Source organism: Streptomyces lancefieldiae, from assembly GCF_031845825.1.
Taxonomy (GTDB): domain Bacteria; phylum Actinomycetota; class Actinomycetes; order Streptomycetales; family Streptomycetaceae; genus Streptomyces; species Streptomyces lancefieldiae.
The window spans coordinates 18,366-39,844 of record NZ_JAVRFH010000004.1; the positions used below are offsets into that span (position 1 = coordinate 18,366).

General features: G+C 71.9%; 19 protein-coding genes. 9 read left to right on the forward strand and 10 right to left on the reverse strand.

The genetic code is table 11. The features are described 5' to 3' along the window. Nucleotides 1–38: 38 nt before the first annotated feature. The gene (locus RM812_RS05140; protein WP_311571188.1) at nucleotides 39–833 is read right to left on the reverse strand and encodes a carbon-nitrogen family hydrolase; all 795 of its coding nucleotides are present in this window, start codon (nucleotides 831–833) and stop codon (nucleotides 39–41) included. A 182-nt stretch (nucleotides 834–1,015) separates the two neighbouring features. Between RM812_RS05140 and RM812_RS05145 the strand changes: the two genes are divergently transcribed. Then, on the forward strand, nucleotides 1,016–1,840 hold the full coding sequence (locus tag RM812_RS05145) for a maleylpyruvate isomerase family mycothiol-dependent enzyme (RefSeq protein ID WP_311571189.1): 825 nt from the start codon (nucleotides 1,016–1,018) through the stop codon (nucleotides 1,838–1,840). Nucleotides 1,841–1,967: 127 nt separating this feature from the next. Here RM812_RS05145 and RM812_RS05150 read toward each other — a convergent pair whose 3' ends face one another. Next, nucleotides 1,968–3,278 carry an MFS transporter gene (locus tag RM812_RS05150; protein WP_311571190.1) on the reverse strand — a complete coding sequence of 437 codons (1,311 nt, stop codon included), beginning with the start codon at nucleotides 3,276–3,278 and terminating at the stop codon, nucleotides 1,968–1,970. Then, a complete protein-coding gene (locus RM812_RS05155; protein ID WP_311571191.1) occupies nucleotides 3,275–3,925 on the reverse strand; it encodes a GntR family transcriptional regulator in 651 nt (216 codons plus the stop codon). The genes RM812_RS05150 and RM812_RS05155 overlap by 4 nt, the downstream gene beginning before the upstream one ends. Before the next feature lie 206 nt (nucleotides 3,926–4,131). Between RM812_RS05155 and RM812_RS05160 the strand changes: the two genes are divergently transcribed. Continuing rightward, on the forward strand, nucleotides 4,132–5,103 hold the full coding sequence (locus tag RM812_RS05160; RefSeq protein WP_311571192.1) for a D-alanyl-D-alanine carboxypeptidase family protein: 972 nt from the start codon (nucleotides 4,132–4,134) through the stop codon (nucleotides 5,101–5,103). 98 nt (nucleotides 5,104–5,201) lie between these two features. Here the strand turns inward: RM812_RS05160 and RM812_RS05165 are convergent, their stop codons facing one another. Then, nucleotides 5,202–5,918: a TetR/AcrR family transcriptional regulator gene (locus tag RM812_RS05165; RefSeq protein WP_311571193.1), complete on the reverse strand. Its 717-nt coding sequence runs from the start codon at nucleotides 5,916–5,918 to the stop codon at nucleotides 5,202–5,204. A 176-nt stretch (nucleotides 5,919–6,094) separates the two neighbouring features. Here RM812_RS05165 and RM812_RS05170 point away from each other — a divergent pair, with 176 nt between their 5' ends. Further along, nucleotides 6,095–7,723 carry a CocE/NonD family hydrolase gene (locus tag RM812_RS05170; protein WP_311571401.1) on the forward strand — a complete coding sequence of 543 codons (1,629 nt, stop codon included), beginning with the start codon at nucleotides 6,095–6,097 and terminating at the stop codon, nucleotides 7,721–7,723. Nucleotides 7,724–7,841: 118 nt separating this feature from the next. Here the strand turns inward: RM812_RS05170 and RM812_RS05175 are convergent, their stop codons facing one another. Genes RM812_RS05175 through pdhA form a run of 3 tightly spaced genes read right to left on the reverse strand, consistent with a single transcriptional unit; the run spans nucleotide 7,842 to nucleotide 11,539 of the window. Then, nucleotides 7,842–9,311 carry a dihydrolipoamide acetyltransferase family protein gene (locus RM812_RS05175; protein ID WP_311571194.1) on the reverse strand — a complete coding sequence of 490 codons (1,470 nt, stop codon included), beginning with the start codon at nucleotides 9,309–9,311 and terminating at the stop codon, nucleotides 7,842–7,844. Between the two features lie 10 nt (nucleotides 9,312–9,321). Further along, nucleotides 9,322–10,302 carry an alpha-ketoacid dehydrogenase subunit beta gene (locus RM812_RS05180; protein WP_311571195.1) on the reverse strand — a complete coding sequence of 327 codons (981 nt, stop codon included), beginning with the start codon at nucleotides 10,300–10,302 and terminating at the stop codon, nucleotides 9,322–9,324. Between the two features lies 1 nt (nucleotide 10,303). After that, nucleotides 10,304–11,539, reverse strand: a complete 1,236-nt coding sequence (gene pdhA / locus RM812_RS05185; RefSeq protein WP_311571196.1) for a pyruvate dehydrogenase (acetyl-transferring) E1 component subunit alpha — start codon at nucleotides 11,537–11,539, stop codon at nucleotides 10,304–10,306. A gap of 322 nt (nucleotides 11,540–11,861) precedes the next feature. Here pdhA and RM812_RS05190 point away from each other — a divergent pair, with 322 nt between their 5' ends. Both RM812_RS05190 and RM812_RS05195 read left to right on the forward strand, forming a co-directional pair. Beyond that, nucleotides 11,862–12,518 carry a response regulator transcription factor gene (locus RM812_RS05190; protein ID WP_311571197.1) on the forward strand — a complete coding sequence of 219 codons (657 nt, stop codon included), beginning with the start codon at nucleotides 11,862–11,864 and terminating at the stop codon, nucleotides 12,516–12,518. A 113-nt stretch (nucleotides 12,519–12,631) separates the two neighbouring features. Continuing rightward, nucleotides 12,632–13,039, forward strand: coding sequence for a pyridoxamine 5'-phosphate oxidase family protein (locus RM812_RS05195; RefSeq protein WP_311571198.1), 408 nt, complete (start codon nucleotides 12,632–12,634; stop codon nucleotides 13,037–13,039). A 70-nt stretch (nucleotides 13,040–13,109) separates the two neighbouring features. On the opposite strand, the gene RM812_RS05200 is transcribed toward RM812_RS05195, so the two are convergent. Beyond that, nucleotides 13,110–14,735 carry a protein kinase domain-containing protein gene (locus RM812_RS05200; RefSeq protein ID WP_311571199.1) on the reverse strand — a complete coding sequence of 542 codons (1,626 nt, stop codon included), beginning with the start codon at nucleotides 14,733–14,735 and terminating at the stop codon, nucleotides 13,110–13,112. A 357-nt stretch (nucleotides 14,736–15,092) separates the two neighbouring features. Between RM812_RS05200 and RM812_RS05205 the strand changes: the two genes are divergently transcribed. Then, nucleotides 15,093–16,739 (forward strand): protein kinase domain-containing protein, encoded by a 1,647-nt coding sequence (locus RM812_RS05205; protein ID WP_311571200.1) that lies wholly within the window; start codon nucleotides 15,093–15,095, stop codon nucleotides 16,737–16,739. 81 nt (nucleotides 16,740–16,820) lie between these two features. Here the strand turns inward: RM812_RS05205 and RM812_RS05210 are convergent, their stop codons facing one another. Further along, nucleotides 16,821–17,357: a bacterial proteasome activator family protein gene (locus RM812_RS05210; RefSeq protein ID WP_311571201.1), complete on the reverse strand. Its 537-nt coding sequence runs from the start codon at nucleotides 17,355–17,357 to the stop codon at nucleotides 16,821–16,823. Nucleotides 17,358–18,167: 810 nt separating this feature from the next. On the opposite strand from RM812_RS05210, the gene RM812_RS05215 reads away from it, so the two are divergent. Continuing rightward, nucleotides 18,168–18,329: a hypothetical protein gene (locus tag RM812_RS05215; protein WP_311571202.1), complete on the forward strand. Its 162-nt coding sequence runs from the start codon at nucleotides 18,168–18,170 to the stop codon at nucleotides 18,327–18,329. 101 nt (nucleotides 18,330–18,430) lie between these two features. On the opposite strand, the gene RM812_RS05220 is transcribed toward RM812_RS05215, so the two are convergent. Next, a complete protein-coding gene (locus RM812_RS05220) occupies nucleotides 18,431–19,414 on the reverse strand; it encodes an NAD(P)H-quinone oxidoreductase (RefSeq protein ID WP_311571203.1) in 984 nt (327 codons plus the stop codon). A 172-nt stretch (nucleotides 19,415–19,586) separates the two neighbouring features. Between RM812_RS05220 and RM812_RS05225 the strand changes: the two genes are divergently transcribed. Then, nucleotides 19,587–20,606 (forward strand): ATP-binding cassette domain-containing protein, encoded by a 1,020-nt coding sequence (locus tag RM812_RS05225; protein WP_311571204.1) that lies wholly within the window; start codon nucleotides 19,587–19,589, stop codon nucleotides 20,604–20,606. After that, a complete protein-coding gene (locus RM812_RS05230) occupies nucleotides 20,603–21,451 on the forward strand; it encodes an ABC transporter permease (protein ID WP_311571205.1) in 849 nt (282 codons plus the stop codon). Before RM812_RS05225 ends, RM812_RS05230 begins: the two co-directional genes overlap by 4 nt. Nucleotides 21,452–21,479 lie beyond the last annotated feature (28 nt).

A 21,479-nucleotide genomic window follows, 5' to 3' on the forward strand; every position in this document is an offset into this window, starting at 1 on the left:
CTCGGTGAGGCCGAGGCGGGGAAGGATGAGCGCCCCGGCTAGCGTCGCGGTGTCTCCAGCCCCAGCACCCGGTCCTTCAGGGCCGGGAACTGCTCGCGGGTCCGTGCCACCTTCGCCGGGTCGAACTCCACCGTGAGGACCTCCTCGTCCGCGCCGGCCTCCGCCAGCACCTCCCCCCAGGGATCGACCACGATCGAGTGACCGGCCTGCGGAACTCCGGCGTGCGTCCCGGCCGTTCCACACGCGAGGACGAACGCCTGGTTCTCCACCGCACGGGCCTGTGCCAGGAGCGTCCAGTGGGACCGGCGGCGCTCCGGCCAGCCCGCCGGGACGACGAGGGTCTCGGCGCCGGCGTCGACGAGAGAGCGGAAGAGTTCGGGGAAACGGAGGTCGTAGCAGGTCGCCACACCCAGGGTCGTCCCGGGCAGACGGACCGTCACCAGTTCGTGCCCGGCGCCCATCAGCACGGCCTCGCCCTTGTCGAAGCCGAAGCGGTGGATCTTGCGGTAGGCGGCGGCCAGATCGCCGGAGGGGGAGAAGACGAGGGAGGTGTTGTAGAGCTGTCCGTCAGCGGCCCGTTCCGGGATCGATCCCGCGTGCAGCCACACGCCCGCGTCGCCCGCCGCCTTCGCCATCGCCTCGTATGTCGGGCCTTCCAGCGGCTCGGCCCCGTCGCCGAACGCCTCGAAGGCGAACGCGCCCGTGGTCCACAGCTCCGGCAGCACGACGAGATCGGCGCCCGCCTGTTCCCGCACCAGGGACGCCGCTCGCAGGCGGCGCGCTTCGGTCGTTTCGCCCTCATCCACGGCGATTTGGATCAAAGAGGCGCGCACACTACCACCGTCCTGGCATTCGGGCCGTCCACACGGGCCTACGATCGTCACACGAAAGCACTGCCGGGGTGCCGCACAGCAGCGTAACTTAGCGTCCCAAGACGCCCGCCGACCGCAGCCACCTCCCACTGGCACCGCCGTCACAACCCGCCCGTGTACCGACCGCCGAGGGGTCCCGTTCCGTGAGTCTGCATCCCACCCTCCAGCCCTACGCCGACGCCTGGACTCACTCCATCGAGGCGATATCCGAGCTGGTCCAGCCGCTTGTGGAAGCAGAGTGGAACCGCCGCACCCCCTGCCCGGCCTGGTCGGTGCGCGACATCGTCTCCCACGTGATGGGCCTGGACTCCGAGATGCTGGGCGACCCGCGCCCCATCCACACCCTCCCGCGCGACCTGTTCCACGTCACCACCGACCACCAGCGCTACATGGAGATGCAGGTCGACGTCCGCCGCCACCACACGGCGCCGGAGATGACGTCCGAGCTGGAGTACATGATCATCCGGCGCAACCGCCAGCTGCGGAACGAGTCGCGGGACCCCGGCACGAAGGTGCGCGGCCCGCTCGGGACCGAGCTGACCCTGGAGGAGGCCATGCGCCGGCACGCCTTCGACGTGTGGGCGCACGAGCAGGACCTGCGCACGGCCCTCGGCCGCCCCGGCAACCTCGACTCCCCCGGCGCCCATGTCGCCCGTGACGTGCTCCTCGCCGAGCTGCCGGGTGTCGTCGCCGAGCGCGCGGACGCGCCGCGCAGCTCGGCCGTCGTCTTCGACGTCCACGGCCCGGTGGAGTTCCTGCGCACCATCCGCGTCGACATCCAGGGCCGCGGCACCCTGGAAACGGCCCCCGCCCTCGGACCCGCCGCCACCCTCGCCCTCGACTGGGAGACGTACGTCCGCCTGGCCTGCGGCCGCGTGTCCCCGGATGCGGCGGCGGACCGGATCAAGGCGGAGGGTGACCCGGACCTGACAGCGGCGATCCTCCGGAACTTCACGGTGACGCAGTAGCGCCGGGGACCATCAGCCCGTCCTGGGGGCATTCCCTCCGGGGGGAGTGCGAGGATGAGGCCGTTCAGGCCGAAGCGGGGCCCTGGGGGCGGCAGCCCCCAGCACGGCCCGCACCCACGCCGGGTGCTTACACAGGTACGTGCACCGTCTCCACCCGACTGGCGACCAAACGCTCCCGCTCCCTGCGTGCCGCCCGCTTGCGCAACCGCAGAATCTGCGTCACCCCGAGCGCCTGCAGAACGAACACCGACGAGAAGGCCACCCCGTAGTCGTCCCCGGTCGCGTCCAGCAGCACCCCGACCGCGAACAGCGTGGTCATCGACGCGACGAAGCCACCCATGTTCGTGATCCCGGACGCCGTCCCCTGCCGCTCCGGCGGATTCGCCGGCCGCGCGAAGTCGAAGCCGATCATCGACGCCGGCCCGCACGCACCGAGCACCGCGCACAGCACGACCAGCAGCCACATCGGCGCGTGATCGGCCGGATAGGCCAGCGTCGCCGCCCACAGGGTCGCCGTCGCGCCCACGGTGCCGAGCGCCAGCGGCAGCCGCGCCGCGTGGTGCCGGGCGATGATCTGGCCGTAGACCAGGCCGACCGTCATGTTGGACAGCACGACCAGGGTGAGCAGTCCGCCGGCCGTGCCCCGGGTCAGCCCCTGCGCCTCCACCAGGAACGGCATACCCCACAGCAGCAGGAACACCATCGCCGGGAACTGGGTGGTGAAGTGCACCCACAGTCCGAGCCGCGTCCCGGGCTCCCGCCAGGAGGTGGCGATCTGCCGCCGTACGTACGCGGCTCCCTGGTGCGGCAGCGGCTCCGGTTCGTGCCCCTCGGGGTGGTCCTTGAGGAACAGCAGCAGCAGGACGAAGACGACCACACCCGCCAGCGCGCTGCCCGCGAACGCCGCCGTCCAGCCGATGCCGTGCAGCAACCGGGCCAGGACCAGGGTGGAGACCAGGTTGCCCGCCATGCCGACCAGTCCGGCGAGCTGGGCGACCATCGGCCCGCGCCGGGCCGGGAACCAGCGGGTGCCGAGCCGCAGCACGCTGATGAACGTCATCGCGTCACCGCAGCCGAGCAGCGCCCGCGAGGCGAGCGCCGTGCCGTACGACGGCGAGAAGGCGAAGCCGAGTTGCCCCACCGTGAACAGGACGACGCCGATCCCCAGCACCTTCTTCGTGCCGAGCCGGTCGACCAGCAGGCCGACGGGTATCTGCATGCCGGCGTAGACCAGCAGCTGGAGGATGGAGAACGTGGACAGGGCCGAGGCGCCCACATGGAAGCGGTCGGCGGCGTCGAGGCCGGCCACCCCCAGGGACGTACGGAAGATGACGGCGACGAAGTAGACGGCGACGCCGATGCCCCAGACGGCGACCGCGCGCCGGCCGCCCGGCGGATCACCGGGCAGGGTGTTCTTTCCCGGCGTGGCCGGACTCATCGGACCTCCCCCCGGGCCAGGTGCGAGAACCAGCCCACGTGCCGGTGGACCACGCCGACGGCCGCCTCCGCGTCCCCGGCACGCAGCGCGTCCAGGATCTCCTCGTGCTCGGCGAGGGTCTTGGCGATCCGGTCGGGGTGGGAGTGCATGACGGCGACGCCCATACGGAGCTGGCGGTCGCGGAGCTGGTCGTAGAGGCGGGAGAGGATCTCGTTGCCGCCACTGCGGACGATCTCGGCGTGGAAGCAGCGGTCGGTGACGGAGGCGGCGGCGAAGTCGCCGGCGGCGGCCTGCTCCTTCTGCCGGGCGAGCAGCTCCGTGAGCCGCTCCACGAGGACGGGCGGGGCGGGTACGGCCTTGCGCGCCGCGTGCTCCTCGACCAGCAGCCGGGTCTCCACCACGTCCGCGATCTCCTGCGCGGAGACGGGCAGGACCAGGGCGCCCTTCTTCGGGTAGAGCCGGATCAGTCCTTCGACCTCCAGCCGGAGCAGCGCCTCGCGCACCGGTGTGCGCGACACGCCCACGGCCTCGGCGAGCTCTCCCTCGGTGAGCAGGGTCCCGCCCTCGTAACGGCGCTCCAGGACACCTTGCTTGACGTGGGTGTAGACGCGGTCCGCCGCGGGGGGTTGCTTCACTGCCGTGGTCATGTCGACAGGATAGATACAACAGGGACACAAGAAGAGCCCGGTCCACCATACGGACGCCTGGCCACTCGTCGGAGGGATCCGACGAGTGGCTCCGACCGCCGCGCAACCACCCGTGCTATGCACGTGTCGCACAGGCGCGACCCCCACCGCACTGACCGCAACCGGGCCGCGCTCCAGGGGAATTCTTCACCATCGGGGTACTCGACTTGATAAACAGCATTCAGGGCATCCGCCTTCGCGGAGCCGTCGCCGTCGCCCTGACCAGCGGCGCCGTACTCGCGACCGGAGCCCTCTCCACCGCGCCCGCGCAGGCCTCCGCCGCGCCCGCGCGGACCGCCACGTCCGTGAAGGCGGCCGCGCCCGCCCCGCCCGCCGCGGCCCCGAGGGCCGCCACCGTGCCCTCGATCGTCGCCAAGGGCGGCTTCGTGATGAACGACGCGACCGGCAGGGTGCTCTACACCAAGGCCGCGGACACCAGACGCTCCACCGGCTCCACGACCAAGATCATGACCGCCGGGGTCGTGCTCTCGCAGCCCAAGCTGAACCTGGACGCCAAGGTCACCATCCAGATGGCGTACAGCGACTACATCGTGTCGAAGAACGCCTCCTCCGCACGCCTGATCGTGGGCGACAAGGTGACGGTCCGGCAGTTGCTGTACGGGCTGATGCTGCCGTCCGGCTGCGACGCCGCGTACGCGCTCGCCGACACGTTCGGTACCGGCAGGACGCGGGCGGCCCGGGTGAAGTCGTTCATCGGCAAGATGAACTCCACCGCCAAGAGCCTCGGCCTGAAGAACACGCACTTCGACTCGTTCGACGGCATCGGCAACGGCAAGAACTACTCCACGCCGCGCGACCTGACGAAACTCGCGAGCAGCGCGATGAAGAACTCGACCTTCCGCACGATCGTCAAGACGAAGAAGTACACGGCGAGGACGACGACCAAGAAGGGCGGCACCCGCACGATGGCGCCCTGGACCAACACCAACACGCTGCTCGGCACTTACAGCGGCGCGATCGGTGTGAAGACCGGGTCGGGCCCGGAGGCCAAGTACTGCCTGGTCTTCGCCGCGACCCGCAAGGGCAGGACCGTCATCGGCACCGTGCTGGCCTCCTCGTCGTCCTCGCAGCGCGCCACGGACGCCACGAAGCTCATGAACCACGGCTTCACCAAGTAGGGCCGACGCCCGCCGCGAACGACGGAGCCGCGCGCCCCGGGACGGGAAGCGCGGCTCCGTTCCCTGTCCGCGCCGGCTGGGCGGACGTGGGGCGGGGATCAGTCGCTGTCGAGGCCGTCGATCAGGCGATTGAGGAAACGGTTGAAGGTGGCCTCGGGGGCGAGGGGGCGTCCGGGGGCGGAGAGGGCTTCGGCGAGTTCGGGATGGTGGCCGTCCGTGGCGACGGCGGCGAGATAGCGGGCTTCGGCTGCGGCTCGGTCGGGGGACCGGGAGGCCGTGGCCTGGGTCAGCTCGTGGGCTACGTGTCCGGCCACGAACGCCGTGAGCTGGGCGAAGATCTCCAGCTTGGCGGCACCGTCCAGTCCGGCGGGCCGCAGGGCGACGAGCACGTGCTCCAGGAAGGCCAGGGTGCGGGGGCCGGGGACGCGGTGCGTGGACAGAGCGGCCGGCAGCCAGGGGTGCCGCAGCATCTGGGCGCGCTGGAGGTGGGCGATGGCCTTCAGGTCGCCGCGCCAGTCGCCGGTGGGCGTGTTCCCCGTCGGCAGTTCGCCGCTGACGTGGTCGACCATCAGGTGCAGCAGCGTCTCCTTGTCGGGGGCGTAGCTGTAGAGCGACATGACGCCGGCTCCGACCTGTGCGGCCACTCTCCGCATGGTGACCGCTTCGAGCCCCTCCGCGTCCGCCAGTTCGACGGCCGCCGCGGTGATCACCTCACGGCTGTAGGCGGGCTTGCGACCGCGGCGGGGCCGGTCGGGGCGCAGCCAGAGCTCCTGGGGGTCGACGCCCGGGGCACCGGCCTCTCCGTCACGGGGCATGCTTCCCCTCCTTCCCCGGAACGCGGTGGCACTTGCGGGTACCAGTCAAGCACCCCCTATTCTCGTACACTGTACGGGAAACAAGGAGGGGAACGATGACGTCACGCGTGCACGACCCTGCACCGAAGCCGACCTGGGCACCGCCTTCCGGGAAGCCGCCACTGACCTCACGGATGATGAGGGCGACGTGGCGACGCCTCCCGGCCCCACTGCACGAGGTCGGATGGGAACCGGGGCTGACGGTGCCCGCCGCCGACGGCAGTCCGCTGGTCACGGACCACTACTTCCCGCGCGCGGAGGGCGACTTCCCCACGCTCCTGGTGCGCTCGCCCTACGGCAGGGGCCTGCCGTGGTCGCCCCAGTACGGCCTGCTCTTCGCCGAGCAGGGGTTCCACGTGGTGCTGCAGAGCTGCCGCGGCACCGGCGGTTCGGGGGGCACGTTCGATCTGTGGCGCCACGAGGCCGCCGACGGTCTGGCCACGGTGTCCTGGCTGCGTCAGCAACCCTGGTTCGAGGGAACCCTGGGCACCGTCGGCCCCAGCTACCTGGGCTACGTGCAATGGGCCCTGGCCCTGGACCCGCCGCCGGAACTGAAGGCGATGGTGGTGCAGGTGGGGCTGCACGACCCCCACGCCCTGTTCCACTCGGGCGGTGCGCCGCGCCTGGAGAACGCCCTCGCCGTCGGCATGGGTATGACCTACCAGCACCAGGGCATGGGGCCGTTCCTGAGAGCGACGCTGCGCCTGCAGCGCCGCCTGCGCGAGGTCATCACCGCACGGCCACTGCGCGCGGCGTACGCGTCGGCGCTGGGGGGCGAGGTGCCCTGGCTGGACGACGTGATGACACACCCGGACGCCGAGGACCCGTACTGGCGCGGCGCGTCGGCGGCAGGGGCCGCGGAGCGGCTCGGTGTGCCCACGAGCCTGATCACCGGATGGCACGACGCGCTGGTCGACCAGACGTTCGAACAGTACGACCGGCTGCGTCGGGCCGAGTGCGAGACCGCACTGCTCGTCGGCCCGTGGACCCACACGTCCGCCCTGCAACAGGGATGGCCCGAGGTGTTCGCCGAGAGCCTCGCCTGGCTGCGCGCCCACCTCCTCGGCGATCGCTCCGGCCTCCGTCCCACCAGGGTGCGCGTGCACGTCGGCGGCGAGAACGCCTGGCGGGACCTCGACGACTGGCCGCCGGCCACGGCCGTCGGCCCATGGTTTCCCACCGCGCAAGGGCATCTCACCCAGCAGGCTCCCACGGGCTCCGCGCCGTTGACGTCCTTCTGCTACGACCCCGAGGACCCCACCCCGTCCCTCGGCGGCCCGCTGCTCTCCCGTACCGCCGGCCCTCGCGACAACAGCGGTCTGGAGGCGCGGGAAGACGTACTGACGTTCACCGGTCCCCCGCTGACCGAGCCCGTGGACGTCCTCGGGCCGGTATCGGCCCGGTTGAACGTCTCCACGGACACCGGCCATGCCGACGTCTTCACCCGCCTGTGCGACGTGGACGCACAGGGCCGCTCCGTCAACATCTGCGACGGGCTGGGCAGGCTGCAGACGGACGGGCGGGAGCCGTCGCGGATCACCGTGCCGATGAGCTCCACCGCCCACCGCTTCGCCGTCGGTCACCGCATCCGCTGGCAGATCAGTGGAGGCGCCCATCCGCGTTACGCCCGCAATCCCGGCACCGGGGAGTCGTCGCTGGACGCCACCACCTTCACACCGGTGCGCGTCACGCTCCACACGGACTCGGCGTTGACACTTGCGACGCCGGCCGACGGTCCCGGGCTGGGCCCGGCGGGGAACGGCTGACCGGCGGGACCGCCGGCCGGTTCGCTCCCGACCGCCGAAGCCGGTGGGGACGAGGGCGAGTTCCGGAAACGGGGAGCCGCGCGCCCCGGGACGGGACGCGCGGCTCTGTTTCCGGCGTCTAGGCCCAGGTGAGCAGGCGCTTGGGCTGTTCCAGGATCGCCGCCACGTCGGCGAGGACCTTGGAGCCCAGTTCGCCGTCGACCAGGCGGTGGTCGAAGCTCAGCGCCAGGGTGGTCACCTGACGCGGCTTCACCTTGCCCTTGTGCACCCACGGCTGGAGCTTGATCGCGCCGACCGCGAGGATCGCGGACTCGCCCGGGTTGAGGATCGGCGTACCGGTGTCGACGCCGAAGACCCCGACGTTGGTGATGGTCACCGTGCCGCCCTGCATCGCGCCGGGGGACGTCCTGCCCTCCCGCGCCGTGGACACCAGCTCGCCGAGCGACTCCGCCAGCCCCGGCAGCGTCTTGGCGTGGGCGTCCTTGATGTTCGGGACGATCAGGCCCCGCGGGGTCGCGGCGGCGATGCCCAGGTTGACGTAGTGCTTGACCACGATCTCCTGGTTCGCCTCGTCCCAGGAGGCGTTGATGTCCGGATTGCGCTTGATCGCGACCAGCAGGGCCTTGGCGATCAGCAGGAGCGGGTTCACCCGCAGGCCCGTGAACTCCTTGTCCTGCTTGAGCTCCTCGACCAGCTTCATCGTGCGCGTCACGTCGACCGTCACGAACTCGGTGACGTGCGGCGCCGTGAACGCCGAGCCGACCATCGCCGCCGCGGTCGCCTTGCGGACGCCCTTGACGGGGATGCGGGTCTCCCGCGCCGTGTCGTACGGCACCGACGCCGGCGCCGGGACGGGGGCGACGGGGGCCGGGGCGGTCGGCGCCGCCTCCGGCTCCGGGGCCCGCGCGGGCGCCACCGCCGCGTGCACGTCCTCGCGCGTGATGACGCCGTCCGGGCCGGTCGGGGTGATCGTGGCCAGGTCCACACCGAGGTCCTTGGCCAGCTTGCGCACCGGGGGCTTGGCCAACGGCCGGTCCCTCAGGGCCACCGGGCCGGTGCCGTGCCCGTTCATCTCCGCCTGGATCGCGGCCGAGGCGGCCGACACCTCCGGGGCCGGTGCCTGCGCGGCCGGTGCCTGCGGAGCCGGGGTCGGCGGGCCCTTGCGGGGGCGGCGGCGGGTCGAGGAGGTGGCTACGCCGTAGCCGACCAGGACCGGCTGGCGGCCCTCCGGCTTCGGCTCCTCCGCCTCGGCCGGGGCCGGCGCGCCCGCCGTGTCCTCGGCGGGCGCCTGCGCCGCTTCCCGCGCGGGCGCCGGTGCCGCCGCCGCGTCACCGACGGCCACCGCGATGATCGACGTGCCCACGTCGACCGTGGCGCCCTCGGGGAAGTGCAGCTCGCGGACCACGCCGTCGTAGGGGATGGGCAGCTCGACGGCGGCCTTCGCCGTCTCGACCTCGCACACCACCTGGCCGTCGGTGACCGTGTCACCGGGCTGGACGTACCACTTGAGGATCTCGGCCTCGGTGAGTCCCTCGCCCACGTCGGGCATCTTGAACTCGCGTACGGACCCTTCGGTCATCGTCGTCACGACCCTCTCCTCAGTACGCCAGCGAGCGGTCGACGGCATCCAGCACCCGGTCCAGGTCGGGCAGGTACTCCTCCTCCAGACGCGCCGGCGGGTACGGGGCGTGGTAGCCGCCGACCCGGAGCACCGGGGCCTCCAGGTGGTAGAAGCAGCGCTCCGTGATCCGGGCGGCGATCTCCGCGCCCGAGCCCAGGAACACCGGCGCCTCGTGGACCACGACCAGGCGGCGGGTCTTCTCCACCGACGCCTGGATCGTGTCGAAGTCGACCGGCGAGATCGAGCGCAGGTCGACGACCTCCAGGGAGCGGCCCTCCTCGGCCGCCGCGTCGGCGACCTCCTGGCAGAGCTTCACCATCGGACCGTAGGCGACCAGCGTGAGGTCGGTGCCCTCGCGCGCCACACGCGCGGTGTGCAGCGGGCCCGGGATCGCCTCCGTGTTCACCTCGCCCTTGTCCCAGTAGCGTCGCTTGGGCTCGAAGTAGATCACCGGGTCGTCGCTCTGGGTGGCCTGCTGCATCATCCAGTACGCGTCCGCCGAATTCGACGGGGAGACCACCTTCAGGCCCGCCACGTGGGCGAACAACGCCTCCGGGGACTCGGAGTGGTGCTCGACCGCGCCGATGCCGCCGCCGTAGGGGATGCGGATGACCACCGGCATCTTGACCTTGCCCAGCGAGCGGGCGTGCATCTTCGCCAGCTGGGTGACGATCTGGTCGTAGGCCGGGAAGACGAAACCGTCGAACTGGATCTCCACCACCGGGCGGTAGCCGCGCAGGGCCAGGCCGATGGCGGTGCCGACGATGCCGGACTCGGCCAGCGGGGTGTCGATCACCCGGTCCTCGCCGAAGTCCTTCTGCAGACCGTCGGTGACCCGGAAGACGCCGCCGAGCTTGCCGACGTCCTCGCCCATGATCAGGACCTTGGGATCCGCATCCAGCGCGCGGCGCAGCGACTCGTTGATCGCCTTGGCCAGCGCCATCTTCTCCGCTGCCATCTCAGACCCCCTCCGCATCCGAGAACGACGCCTGGTAGGCGGCGAACTGGGCTCGCTCCTCGTCGACGAGCGCGTGCCCGTCCGCGTACACGTGCTCGAAGATGGCGAACCGGTCCGGGTCCGGCATGGCACGGACCACTTCGCGCACTCGCCTGCCCAACGCCTCGCTCTCCGCCTCCAGTTCCCCGAAGAATCCCTCGTCCGCGTGGTTTGCGGACTCCAGCAACCGGCGAAGGCGCAGGATCGGATCCTTCGCCTCCCAGGCGGCGCGCTCGTCGTCGTGCCGGTAGCGGGAAGGGTCGTCGGAGGTGGTGTGGGCGCCCATGCGGTACGTGTACGCCTCGATCAGCGCCGGGCCCTCACCGCGCCGCGCCCGCTCCAGGGCCCACCGGGTGACCGCGAGGACGGCCAGCGCGTCGTTGCCGTCGACGCGGACGCCGGGGAAGCCGAAGCCCTGGGCGCGCTGGTAGAGCGGCACGCGGGTCTGCTTCTCGTTGGACTCGGAGATCGCCCACTGGTTGTTCTGGCAGAAGAACACCACGGGGGCGTTGTAGACGGCGGCGAAGTTGAACGCCTCGTTCACGTCGCCCTGGCTGGAGGCGCCGTCTCCGAAGTAGGCGATCACGGCGGAGTCCGCGCCGTCCTTGGCGACACCCATCGCGTAGCCCGTGGCGTGCAGCGCCTGGGAGCCGATGACGATGGTGTAGAGGTGGAAGTTGTTGCTGTTGGGGTCCCAGCCGCCGTTGTTCACGCCGCGGAACATGCCGAGCAGGTTGGTCGGGTCCACCCCGCGGCACCAGGCGACGCCGTGCTCGCGGTAGGTCGGGAAGACGTAGTCGTCCTCGCGGGTGGCCCTGCCGGAGCCGATCTGGGCGGCCTCCTGGCCCAGCAGCGACGCCCACAGGCCCAGCTCCCCCTGCCGCTGCAGGGCGGTGGCCTCGGCGTCGAAGCGCCGGGTGAGCACCATGTCGCGGTACAGGCCGCGCAGCTCGTCGGGGGTGATGCCGGCGACGAACTCCGCGTACTCGGCGTATGCGGGGTCCTCGACGCGCTCGCCCTCCGGCGTCAGGAGCTGCACGAGCTCCGTCTCGGAGCCTTTCTTGGCGGTACGGGTGGTGCGCCTCGGGCCGGTGCCGGCACCGCTACCGGTGCTCCCGGCCTTCTTGGTGCCGGTGGTGCCGGCCGCCTTGCTTCCGGCGCTGCGTCGCGGCTTGCGCGCGGCAGTGCTCTCGGTCACGTGTGCTCCTCCGTCGGTCCGGCCCCCGGGTTCGCCGGAAGCCAGTGCGGCTCACCTGCGGCCCGAGGGACGCACAGGGTGGGTGCGCCGCGATCGGGACCAGGCGTGACAGGTGCCCCGGCGAGCGCCCTGCGAACAGCACGTTACCCAGTGCTCCACATTTCTGTGAAACCCCTCCTGACCTGCGTTTTTACTCGGATTTCCAAGTAAATCGGCAAAGTCGGGAAGTTCTCCTGGTCACAGCCTTGCAGGGGGCCGGAACAACGGCACGTTATCCCGGCCACCTCGGGCACGGGAAGAGCCGGTGTGTGACACTGACCGCGTGCGCGAAGAGGGAAAAATCCGGGTATTCCTCCTTGACGACCATGAGGTCGTCCGCCGGGGAGTGCACGACCTGCTGGCGGGCGAGCCCGACATCGAGGTGGTGGGCGAGGCCGGCACGGCGGCCGACGCGCTGGCCCGTGTCCCGGCCACCCGTCCGGACGTCGCGGTGCTGGACGTCCGGCTCCCGGACGGCAGCGGCGTCGAGGTGTGCCGCGAGCTCCGCTCCCGCGACGAGTCCGTACGGTGCCTCATGCTGACCTCCTTCGCCGACGACGAGGCCCTCTTCGACGCGATCATGGCGGGCGCCTCCGGCTACGTCCTCAAGGACATCCGGGGCGCCGAGCTGCTGAACGCCGTACGGGACGTGGCCGGCGGGCGGTCCCTGCTCGATCCGGCGGCCACCGCGCGCGTGCTGGAGCGGCTGCGCGCCGGCGCGCCGAAGGCCGACGACCGGCTCGCCCGGCTGACCGAGCAGGAGCGCCGGATCCTGGAGCTGATCGGCGAGGGCCTGACCAACCGCGCGATCGGCGAGCGGCTGCACCTGGCGGAGAAGACGATCAAGAACTACGTGTCGAGTCTGCTGGCCAAACTCGGCATGCAGCGGCGTTCGCAGGCGGCCGCCTTCGTGGCACGGACGCAGGCCGAGAACCGTTGAGGGACGGCGGGGAGCAGGCATCAAGGGGGAGCGGGCTCATTCGGGACCTACGTCCCCTCCTGCCGGGGCGGGCGACTCTGTCACCGCTCTCTTCCCTCCCGCACAGTGAGTCCATGCCCTCCGACGAACAGCTCGCCGTCGGCCTGCTCGGCCGCACCGCCCACGGCCGGGCGGCCACCAGCATGCGTGCCCTGCCCTTCCTCGCCTTCGCCCGGCACATCGTGGCCGACGGCCGGGTCCTGCTGCGCATGCCCAGGAGCTGCGGGTACCACCGGGTGTGCGCCGGGAGCGTCGTGGCGTACGGCGCCGACAACCTGGGCTCCGCACGGCCCGGCGAGAGCCTGTGGACCGTGCAGGTCGTGGGCCGGTGCGAGGATCATGAGCCGAGCGCCGCCGAGCTCGAGCGGTTCGGTCCCGCGCCCCGCCTGGTGGACGGTGAGCCGTTCGACCCGGTCTACCTGCGGATCGAGCCGCGGTTCGGCACGGTGCACTTCACGGACGGGGCCGCCGGCTCGCTGTGACGTCCGTGAACGCGACGCGCGCGTGGAGCCCGTTTCCGGGTCGCACGCGCGCGTGGGGAGGGTGTTCGACTCAGCCTTCGTCGCCCGGGTCGCCGCCCGGGGCGCCGGTCTCGCCGCCACCGGCGCCGCCCGTCGGGCCTCCGGTCGGGCCGCCGGTCGCGCCGCCGTCGGTGTCGCCCGTCGGGTCACCGCTCGGACCGCCCGTCGGGTCACCGGTCGGGTCGCCCGTCGGGTCACCCGTGGGGTCGCCGCTCGGCTCCTGGGTCGCGCTCTGCGAGGGCGAGTACGAGGGCGAGTACGACTGCGACCAGCCCCCGTCTCCCCAGCCTCCATTGCCGTTGTCCTGGTCCGTGTCCGGGCTGGTGGTCTCCTCCGTCGCCTCGTCGCTGGGCGACGGGCTGGGCGACTCGGGCCCGGTGCTCTGCGAGGTGGTCGCCGACGGGCTCTTGTCCGTCTCACCGCCGCCCTTGCCGCCACCGTCGTTGTTCAGGGCCAGCGCGACGCCCGCGGCGATGGCGATCACCGCGAGGACGGCCAGGATCCACAGCTTGCCCCGGCCGTTGCCCCTGTTGCCGCCGCCCTCGAAGCCGCCGTCGTCGCCTCCGCGGTAGCTGTTCGGCAGGATCGGCTGCGGGATCTGCTGGGTGCCCGACGCGCCGTAGTCCGCCTGCGGCAGCACCGTCGTGCCCGCCATCCCGGCCGCCGGAGTGTGCCGGCCGTCGTGCGCGGCGACCGGGCCGGTGTTCCAGGTGCCGGTGTGGCCGCCCTGCTCGTACAGCATCTGCAGCCCGTACTGCACCAGGCCGCGCATCTCCTCGGCGGTCTGGAAGCGGTCGTCGGGCTCCTTGGCCAGCGAGCGCATGACGAGGCCGTCCAGTTCCGGCGGGACCGCGTCGGAGACCTCGGACGGGGGCGTCGGGATGTCCTGGACGTGCTGGTAGACCACCGACAGCGGGGTCTCGCCGGTGAACGGCGGACGCAGCGCGAGCAGTTCGTAGAGCAGGCAGCCCGTCGCGTACAGGTCGGAACGGTGGTCGACGGCCTTGCCGAGGGCCTGCTCCGGGGAGAGGTACTGCGGGGTGCCCATGACCATGCCGGTCTGCGTCATCGTCGTGGACGCACCGTGCAGGGCGCGGGCGATGCCGAAGTCCATCACCTTCACGGCGCCGTTGTGCGTGATGATGACGTTGGCCGGCTTGATGTCACGGTGCACGATGCCGTGCTGGTGCGAGTAGGCGAGCGCCTCCAGGACACCGGAGACGATGATCAGGGCCTGCTCGGGGCCGGGCGCCTCCGCGTTGAGGAGGAGGTCGCGGATGGTGCGGCCCTCGACGATCTCCATCACGATGTACGGCACGGACTGACCGCCGACGAAGTCCTCGCCGGAGTCGTACACGGCCACGATGGCATGGTGGTTGAGGCCGGCCACCGACTGCGCCTCGCGCGTGAAGCGGGCCTTGGAGACCGGGTCCTCGGCGAGATCGGCGCGCAGCAGCTTCACCGCCACGGTGCGTCCGAGGCGGACGTCCTCGGCGGCGAACACCTCGGCCATGCCGCCCCGCCCGAGCCTGCGGGTCAGCCGGTACCGGCCGTCGCCGACCAGCCCGCCGTTCCCCCAGGTCTCCGGCGCGTCAGCCATACCGCCGCCAGTCGCCTCGGGTTCGGACGGGCCCTGGGCGCGCTGCTGCTGTGCCATCAGTCCTCGCCGTCGTTTCTGCCCGCGGTGCGCGCGGTGTTGTTACGGTCTCCGTCGGCCACGCTACAGCCTTCGCGGGGGCCTCCGGTCCGAGATGGGCGCCGGGACCGGCAACAGACGGACCGGTCATGAAACCCTGGTTCCGTCCTGTCGTGCAAATTCTGTGCACCGGGCGTACGTCCCCTGTAACGCTTCCGCGACGCTTCCTTCGCGTACGGTCACGGAACGGGCACCGCGCTTGACGTGTCAGTGCCCTCGGGCAGACTTGGCCGGGAATAGCACTTCGATCACGATCACAAACGCGAGCGCGCGTGCCGCTGCCACCGGCGCCGCGGCGCCTACGGGGGACGCAGAGACATGAGCCAGGACGCCGGACAGGGCCGGTACGCGGGGCGGGCGCTCGCCGGCGGCCGCTACCAGCTGCGTGACTTGCTCGGCGAGGGCGGCATGGCCTCGGTGCACCTGGCGTACGACTCGGTGCTGGACCGCCAGGTCGCGATCAAGACACTGCACACCGAGTTGGGCCGGGAGCAGGCCTTCCGTGAGCGCTTCCGCCGTGAGGCCCAGGCGGTGGCCAAGCTCTCGCACACCAACATCGTCTCGGTCTTCGACACCGGCGAGGACACGCTGGGGGACGGCATGCCGACCCCGTACATCGTCATGGAGTACGTCGAGGGCCGGCCGCTCGGCTCGGTGCTCGACGAGGACGTCCGGCAGCAGGGCGCGATGCCCGCCGACAAGGCGCTGAAGGTCACCGCGGACGTGCTGGCGGCCCTGGAGATCAGCCACGAGATGGGCCTGGTCCACCGGGACATCAAGCCGGGCAACGTGATGATGACCAAGCGCGGCGTGGTCAAGGTGATGGACTTCGGCATCGCCCGCGCCATGCAGTCCGGCGTGACGTCGATGACGCAGACCGGCATGGTCGTCGGCACCCCGCAGTACCTCTCGCCGGAGCAGGCCCTCGGGCGCGGTGTGGACGCCCGCTCCGACCTGTACTCGGTCGGCATCATGCTCTTCCAGCTGGTCACCGGACGGCTGCCGTTCGACGCGGACTCGCCGCTGGCCATCGCGTACGCGCACGTGCAGGAGGAGCCGGTCGCGCCGTCGAGCGTCAACCGTTCCCTGCCGCCGGCCGTGGACGCGCTGGTGGCCCGCGCGCTGAAGAAGAACCCGAACGAGCGCTTCCCGAGCGCCGAGGCCATGCGGGACGAGTGCCTGCGCGTGGCGGCCTCCTTCCACGCCGCCCCGCCGAGCATCGTGCCCGGCGCGAACACGCCGAGCGGCGCGGGCGTCGGCTCCGCGGTGTTCCCGCCGGTCGACCAGGCCGCCCCAGGACCCACGGGCCCGGTCCAGACGCCGTACCAGCCGACGCCGGCCCCGGGCCCGAACCCCTACGGCACCCCGGCGCCCGCCGCACCCTCCCCCGCGTACGGCTATCCGCACCAGGGCGGCTACCAGACACCGGCCGCGTACGCCCCGCAGAACCCGTCGACCCCGCCGCCGTACAACCTCACGCCGGCGGCCCCGGCGTCCGGTTCCTCGGGCGGCGGCAGGTCCAGCAAGCCGGTGATCATCGGTGCGATCGCGGTCGCCGTCGTGGTGATCGGCGGCCTGATCGGCGCGCTGACGCTGAACGACGGCGGTGACGACGAGGCCAAGGGCGGGGACAGCACCGCCTCCGCGTCGGCGTCCAAGGCGGAGGGCTACCGCGGACCGGACACGACGAAGACGATCGAGAAGGACAAGTGCACCGAGCCGCAGGAGTCGTACAACGACCCTGACAAGATCCAGGTGCCGGACTTCACGTTCAAGTACATCGGCTCGGTCAAGGAGTGCTTCAACGCCGCCGGCTGGACGATGAAGGTCGTCCCGGTCGACGAGAACACCTACGGCGAGGGCTCGATCCGGGAGCAGTTCCCCACGGCCGGTACGGACGTCGACCCCGAGAACATGCCGCAGATCCAGCTCAAGGTCTCGACGGGCAATCCCGCCTCGTCCTGACCCGCGCACCGAGGGACGACGAGGGCCCGGCAGCCGGTGCTGCCGGGCCCTCGGCCACGTCGGAGGGGGAGTGCCCCGTTCCTACAGGTAGGGGCCGCCCGTACGGGGGCCCGGGTGCGGCTCCTCGCCGTCCTGGCCGACGCCCGGCGGCAGGGCGCGGCGCATCTGCTCCAGCTGCGCCCGCGCGGCCATCTGCTGCGCGAACAGCGTGGTCTGGATGCCGTGGAACAGGCCCTCCAGCCAGCCCACCAGCTGGGCCTGGGCGATCCGCAGTTCGGCGTCGGTCGGCGTCACGTCGTCCGTGAAGGGCAGGGAGAGCCGCTCCAGCTCCTCGACCAGCTCCGGGGCCAGCCCGTCCTCCAGCTCCTTCACCGAGCTGGCGTGGATCTCCTTCAGCCGGGCGCGGCTCGCCTCGTCCAGGGGCGCGACACGCACCTCCTCCAGCAGCTGCTTGATCATGCTGCCGATCCGCATGACCTTGGCAGGCTGCTCCACCTGCTCGGTCACCGGGGTTTCGCGGGAGTCGTCGTCTCCGCCGCCGCTGAGCGCCATTCCGTCCTGGCCGACGACCAGGATCTGGGGGTTCTCCGGCGACCTGTCGTTCCTCGGCATCTCCATGCCGACCATTCTCTCGTACCGCTGTGCCCCGCCGGGGTGGCGCCCCCGAAGAAAGGCCGTCCACCCCGTACGGCCGAGTCCGGAATGCCCGGATCGCCAGCGGATGTGAGGCTTGTTCCGTCGATTTCGGCGGCTGGTTATCACCGGGAGGGGGTCACGGGCGTGACTCCATGGCTGCGCGCACTGCGAGCGACGGGAGTGGTGGGGGTTCTGGGCGCGGGCGCGCTGGGGGTGCCGTGCGCGGTGGGGGTGGCGCACGGTGCCGGTTCCGCGTCGGCCGGGGCCGTGGTGTCCCCTTCTCCTCCGGTGTCGGCTTCCTCTCCGGTGTCGGCCACGGCCCCCGGGCGAGGAAGGGCCTCCGCCCCGGCCGGCCACACCGGCGGCGACCGGCCGAACGGTCATGAGCGGCCCCCTGGACACGCCGGCCACGCCGACAGTCACGACGGCCCTGGCGTCGGCCCCACCGACCGGTCCACGGCGAAAGCCGGCCCGCCCCGGCGGCCGGCCCGGCGGCCGACGCCGGCCCCGGCGGGCAGCGCGCCGCGCGGCGCCGCGACGCCCACATCGCCCGCCCCCTCGGCGTCCGGCTCCTTCGCGAGGGGCCCGAGGCCCTCCCGCGGCGCGGATCCGGCGGCCTCCCGGCCGGGAAGCAGGCCGGACGAGGGGCGGCCGCGGCACGGGCGGCCCGCGGCACGGGATCGGTACGAGCAGGGCCCGGCGGAGAAACCCGGTCACGCGGCGGTCGGCGACGGCGGCGCGCGCCTCCTGGACGGCTCGGGCACCGCCGTACCGCTCGAGGAGGCCGCTCCGGTGCCCTCCGCGCTCCCGTCCGACACCCGGCCGCAGGTCGGCTCCCACGCCGAGGGGTCCGCCGGGCCCTTGCTGCGCATCCTGCCGCTCGGCAGCGGCCTGGTCCTCGTCGGTCTCGGCCTGGCCCTGGCCTTCGTCGGCCTCCGGCTGCGGCGGGGCTGACGCAGACCCGCCGCAGCCGGAGGCCGGGCTGAACCAGACCCACCGCAGCCGAAGGCCGGGCTGAACCAGACCCACCAACGGCGGCCCGGACTGAAGCAGCCCTACGCCTGGGCGATCAGCAGCACCTTCCCGATGTGACCGCTCTCCTCCACGATCCGGTGCGCGGCGGGCGCCTCGCTCATCGGCAGTTCGCGGTCGACGATCGGGCGGACGTGGCCCCCGGCGAGCAGCGGCCAGACGTGCTCGCGTACGGCCGCCACGATCGCCGCCTTCTCCGCCGGCGGGCGGGCGCGCAGCGAGGTCGCGCTGACCGCGGCGCGCTTGGCGAGGAGCATGCCGATGTTCAGCTCGCCCTTCCGGCCGCCCTGCATGCCGATGATCGCGAGCCGGCCGTTGACGGCGAGGGCCTGGACGTTGCGGTCCAGGTACTGGGCGCCCATGTTGTCGAGGATGACGTCGGCGCCCGCGCCGTCCGTCGCCTCCTTCACCTCGGCGACGAAGTCCTGCTCCCGGTAGTTGATCAGGATGTCGGCGCCCAGCTCGGCGCAACGCTCCAGCTTCTCCTTGGTGCCCGCCGTCACGGCCACCTTCGCGCCGACGGCCTTGGCGAGCTGGATCGCCATGGTGCCGATGCCGCTGGAGCCGCCGTGCACGAGCAGCGTCTCGCCGGGGCGCAGGTGGGCGACCATGAAGACGTTCGACCAGACCGTGCAGACCACTTCGGGCAGCGCCGCCGCCTGCTTCAGGTCGACGCCCTCGGGCACCGGCAGCAGCTGCCCGGCCGGTACGGCGACCTTGTCGGCGTAGCCGCCGCCCGCGAGCAGCGCGCACACCTCGTCGCCGACGGACCAGCCGGACACGCCCGCTCCGATCGCGGTGACGCGCCCGGAGCACTCCAGGCCGGGGTAGGGGGAGGCGCCGGGCGGGGGATCGTAGAAGCCCTGGCGCTGCATGATGTCGGCGCGGTTGACGGCGCTGGCCGTCACCTCGACCAGGACCTCGCCCTCGCCGGGCACGGGGTCGGGGACCTCGGCCCGGACCAGCGCCTCGGGGCCTCCGGGTTCGGGAATCGTGATCGCATGCATGGAGGCGACGCTACTCCTTGGCCCCCGGTCGGGCCCCTCGACCCGGGTCCCGGGTCGGAGGGCCCTCCGACTCAGGGACCGCCCGCCGGGAAATCCCTGTGCGCCACCGATGAGTTTGCGCGACGGTAAAGGTCTTCCCATGCGTACGCCATGAACGCGGAAGGACCACAGCATGAGCATGCACTCGTCCGGACTCGCGATCGAGACCGCGGGGCTGGTGAAGACGTTCGGCGAGACCCGGGCCGTGGACGGCGTGGACCTCGCGGTGCCCGCCGGCACGGTCTACGGCGTCCTCGGCCCGAACGGCGCCGGCAAGACCACCACGGTGAAGATGCTCGCCACCCTGCTGCGGCCGGACGGCGGCCAGGCCCACGTCTTCGGCCACGACGTCGTGCGCGAGGCCGACGAGGTGCGCGGCCGGGTGAGCCTCACCGGGCAGTACGCCTCCGTGGACGAGGACCTCACCGGCAGCGAGAACCTGATCCTGCTGGGCCGGCTCCTCGGACACGGCAAGAGGGCCGCCCGGGAGCGGGGTGCACAGCTGCTGGAGGCCTTCGGGCTGACGGAGGCCTCGGAGAAACAGGTCAAGCACTACTCCGGCGGCATGCGGCGGCGCATCGACATCGCCGCGTCCATCCTCAACACCCCCGACCTGCTCTTCCTCGACGAGCCGACCACCGGCCTCGACCCGCGCAGCCGCAACCAGGTGTGGGACATCGTGCGCGCGGTCGTCGCCCAGGGCACGACCGTGCTGCTGACCACGCAGTACCTGGACGAGGCCGACCAGCTGGCGTCCCGGATCGCCGTCATCGACAGGGGCAGGGTGATCGCCGAGGGCACGAAGGGCGAGCTGAAGGCGTCCGTCGGGGCCGGCTCCGTCCACCTGCGGCTGCGGGACGCCGACCAGCGGCCACAGGCCGAGCGGGTGCTTCGGGACCTGCTCGTCGCCGAGGTGCAGCTGGAGCCCGACCCGGTGGCGCTGACCGCCCGCCTGCGAGCTGCGGCGAGCGACACGGCCGCCGACCAGGCCGCCAAGGCGCTCGGCGAGCTGTCCCGGGCCGGCATCACCGTCGACAACTTCTCCCTCGGACAGCCCAGCCTCGACGAGGTCTTCCTGGCGCTGACCGGGCACGACACCGGCCAGGGCACCGGCAACACCGGCACTGACACGAAGGGCGAGGTGGCGGCATGAGCACGGCCACGGGCACCGAGAACAAGGAACTCTCCGCGGTCAGCACCGAGTCGCTGGCGGCCCTGCTGGTCACCAGGGAGCGCCCGCCGCGGCCCAGCTCCCTGTCCACGTCGCTGACCTTCGGGTGGCGCGCGATCCTCAAGATCAAGCACGTGCCCGAGCAGCTCTTCGACGTCACCGCTTTCCCGATCATGAACCTGCTGATGTTCACGTACCTCTTCGGCGGTGCGCTGGCGGGTTCGCCCAGCGACTACATCCAGTTCGTACTGCCGGGCATCCTCGTGATGTCGGTCGTGATGATCACGATGTACACCGGGGTCTCGGTGAACATCGACATCGAGAAGGGCGTCTTCGACCGCTTCCGCTCGCTGCCGATCTGGCGCCCGTCGGCGATGGTCGGCTATCTGCTCGGCGACGCGCTGCGCTACACGATCGCGTCGGTCGTGATGCTCGCCGTGGGTCTGCTGCTCGGCTACCGGCCCGACGGAGGGTTCGGCGGTGTGGTCGCCGGGATCGTGCTACTGCTGGTGTTCTCGTTCGCCTTCTCGTGGATCTGGACGATGTTCGGGCTGATGCTGCGCACCGAGAAGTCGGTGATGAGCGTCAGCATGATGGTGATCTTCCCGCTCACCTTCCTGTCCAACGTCTTCGTCGACCCGAGGACCATGCCGGGCTGGCTGCAGGCCTTCGTCAACAACAGTCCGATCACGCATCTGGCGTCCGCGGTGCGCGGACTGATGGCGGGCGACTGGCCCGGCGCCGAGATCGCCTGGACGCTGGGCTGGGCGGCCCTGTTCCTGCTGGTCTTCGGACCGGTCACGATGCGGCTGTACAGCCGCAAGTAGCCCGCGCGACACGGAACCGGCGGCGGCG